2 protein-coding genes and 1 pseudogene are annotated in these 3,309 nt (G+C 74.0%); 1 reads left to right on the forward strand and 2 read right to left on the reverse strand.

Going from position 1 to position 3,309, the window contains the following annotated elements; genetic code table 11:
- Positions 1 to 432 (reverse strand): annotated as a pseudogene (locus PKY62_RS12810) (alpha-xylosidase); the annotation flags it as partial.
- Positions 433 to 445: 13 nt separating this feature from the next.
- Entirely contained in the window at positions 446 to 2,566 is a 2,121-nt protein-coding gene (locus tag PKY62_RS12815; protein ID WP_324537558.1) for a glycoside hydrolase family 36 protein, read from the reverse strand.
- Between the two features lie 271 nt (positions 2,567 to 2,837).
- On the opposite strand from PKY62_RS12815, the gene PKY62_RS12820 reads away from it, so the two are divergent.
- Positions 2,838 to 3,309 (forward strand): NAD(P)-dependent oxidoreductase (locus PKY62_RS12820; protein WP_324537560.1); only part of this gene is annotated, 472 nt, incomplete at its 3' end.

A 3,309-nucleotide genomic window follows, 5' to 3' on the forward strand; every position in this document is an offset into this window, starting at 1 on the left:
CGGCCCGGTCAGGCGGCCGATGCCTTTGCGCTCGCTCGAGGTGAGCACCCGGCCGTCGGCGCGGTACTCCAGGCGGAAGGTCGCCCTGGTCACCCACAGCTCGAGCTCGCCGGACCTCACCACCACGTGCTCGTCGAGCTCGGTCACCACGACCGGGAGGCGGGCGTCGTCGGTCAGCGCGAAGTCCGGCCAGACCTCCCTGGCGCCGGTGAAGTGCTCGATCGTCACGGCCAGGACCCCGGGCATCGGCGCCCGGACCGTCAGGGTCAGCTCGGGGTTGCTCAGCGTGTCCCCGCGGTGCTCGACCCGACGCGTCGGGGAGTAGAGCCGGACCTCGCTGCCGTCTTCCGCGAGCTCGACGTCGTGCACCTGCACCGGGTGCAGCGCGGAAAAGCCCTCGCGCACCCGCCAGTAACCCTCGGTGAACTTCATCGTCGGCCCGTCCTCACCCGATCCGGAAGATGCGTGAGGTGGCTTCCTCGACGCTGGTCGTCACCTGCAGGACCCCGTCACCGGACCAGCCGGCCCCCCATCCCGCTGCCGCGCGCGGGAAGACCTGCTGCACCGCCGGGGACCCGCCCCTCAGGTGCGGCAGGGCGAGCTGTGCCGACGCGCCACCGCCGCGACGCCAGACCGTGACCCAGGTCGGGCCGCGCTCGCCCGGAGCCGGCCGCAGGCCGGTCGCGATCCAGTCGTCCGCCCAGCCGACGAGCCCCAGCGGCCAGAACGGGACCGTCGTGGTCATCACCCCGAGCAGCTGACGATGGAGCGCGACCGCCTCACGGACCAGGCCGAGGCGCGCCTCGTCCATCCGACCCACGAAGCCCGACAGGTAGAGCCGACCGAGCACGCCGGCTGCCAGGGTGAAGGCCGCCCGCTCGTCGGTCATCTCCTGCTGGGCGTAGGCCCAGTTGCCGGCCTGCTCGGGCAGGATCGACATCGGCGCCGCGGCGGCGATCGCCGCATACAGCAGCGGGTCGCACTGGTCCGAGGTCGACTGGAGGTGGGTCCTGACCAGGGCGGCGTCGTCGGCGCGCATGGCGCCCGAGGCGCAGTTCTCCAGCAGCAGCCCAGGGTGGCGCTCGGCGATCCCGTCCAGCCAGTCCATCCAGGCGCGGTTGTGCCCGAGCAGCCCTGCGCCAGCTGCCACGTCCCGGCTGTCCGTCCCGGTGCCCGGCGTCGTGTTGTAGTCGAGCTTGAAGAAGCCGACGCCGTAGCTGTCCACGAGGCGGGCGACGGTGTCGTCCAGGTGCTTGCGGGCCGCGGCGTCACGCAGGTCCAGGTGGAGTCGCCCGGACTCCTGCACCCGCACCCCACGGCGGGAGAAGAACGCCGAGGCCGGCAGCCGCTCGGCCATCGGCGAGCGCACGCCGACCACCTCGGGCTCGAGCCAGAGTCCCGGGGTCATCCCCGCGGCACGGATGCGCTCCATGGTCGCGTTCAGGCCGGAGGGGAACCGCTGGGTCGACTCCCGCCACTCGCCGACGCCGTCCCACCACTCGCCGTCGTCGGCGTACCAGCCCGCGTCGACGCAGAAGACGTCCGCCCCGAGCGCGGCAGCGCCGTCGATCAGGGGCTTCTCCTTCTCCTCGTCCGGGTCGCCGAAGAGGGTGTTCATGTAGTCGTTGTAGATCACCGGCAGCGGGCCCCCGGGGCCGCGCAGCGCACGACGCTGCAGCGTGAGCTCTGCGACCGACGCCTGCCAGTCCCCGCCGACGACGACCACCGAGACCGGCACGCTGACGAAGGTGTCCCCGGGCGCGAGGACCTCGCTCCACTGGTGATCGGCCTCGACCGGGCCGGTCGCGGCCACGTGCAGGCCGTCGACGTCCTCGCCGACCTCCCAGCCCCATGCGCCGGGGTGCTCGACCTGCCACGCGATGCTCGCCGAGTCGTCGTGCGCGGTGAGGATCCCCATGGGGAGCCACTCACCCGACGACCACGAGCTCGTCGACCGCAGGGCGCAGCGGGTCCGCGGCGGGTGCGGGTTGACGGCGACGTTCTGGTCCGGAGCCCCTGCCTCACGCAGCCGCGTGCGTTCCCACCGGTTCTCGGTCGCCCAGCCGGTGCGTGCCCACAGCACGTCCAGGTCGTCCACGGCGCCGAGGTAGGTCGGCGCCAGGCCGAGGGACAGGCTCGTGACGGCCTCGACCAGGACCCCTCGCCCGGCCGTCGGCTCCACGGTCAGCTCGGTCCAGGTCCGCGCGGCACTGACGCCATCGCGCAGCTCGAGGACCGTGACCACGAGCAGGCCGGTCAGGGAGTCACGCTGGGTCACGCGCAGCGTGTCGAGTCCCGGCTCGCGCACGGCCCGCGCACCCACGAACCGCAGCGCTGCGCCGATCTCGGTGTCGGAGATCCGCGGGCTGCCGGGCCGGCGCCCGACCTCGGGGGCGAGCACCTCCACGAGCCGGCGCGCCGGCCCGGTGCGCAGCCCGAACCCACGGCCCGCCAGGCCCACGACTCCGACCGGGCGGTCGGGGTCGACGTCGAGGTGCAGCTCGATGAGGCCGTTGCCCCAGACGATCCGCCCGTCTCGACCCTCGACGACCTGAGCCCGGCTCATCGGGCGACCTCCGGGCGCCCGGCGCGCATGCCGCCCCCCGCGAGCGGCGCCCGGAGGGCGTGCGGGGAGCCGGCAGCCACCGGGCCCTGGGGGGACGAGACAGACACGAGACCTCCTGCGCGACACTGCGACGTCGGCGACCCGCGACGCTCAGCGGCGGGGCTCGACGCTGGGCTGCGGCTAGTTACATCGTTGTATGTGAGTGTAGACGCACCAGACGGCACGTCCGCAAGAGGCTCGGGCATCACGTTGGCAGTGCCATGCTCGCCGGGTGCCATCCCCGCGCCCGACCGTCCTGGTGGACATGTCCCTGCACCCGCTGGCCGAGGCCAGGCTCCGGTCCCTCGCCGACGTGCGGCGGCTGCCGGCCGGTGGCCCCGAGCGGGTCGACGCGCTCGCATGGGCCGACGGCCTCCTCGCCTACGGCGCCCCGACGCGACGGGAGCTCGCCGACGCCGGGCGGATCCGCGCGATGGCGGTGCACCTCGCACCGACCGATGTCCGTGACGACGCCCGCGACAGGGGTGTCGCCGTGATCGAGTCGACCCGGCTGTGGCGCACGGACGCCGAGCACACCCTCGCGCTGATCCTCGCGACGCTGCACCGGGTGCCGGCAGCCGACGCGGCCGTCCGCGCAGGTCGCTGGCCGCACGAGGACCTCAAGGTGCCCTACTCCGGGCGAGACCTCGCCGATGCGCGGGTGGGTGTGCTCGGCGGCGGCCGGATCGGCGGTCCCCTCCTCG

The organism is Actinotalea sp., from assembly GCF_035443605.1.
Classification (GTDB): Bacteria; Actinomycetota; Actinomycetes; order Actinomycetales; family Cellulomonadaceae; genus Actinotalea.

Coding starts and splice junctions, on each gene's coding strand:
- PKY62_RS12815 (WP_324537558.1), bottom strand. CDS start 2,566: ATGAGCCGGGCTCAGGTCGTCGAGGGTCGAGACGGGCGGATCGTCTGG.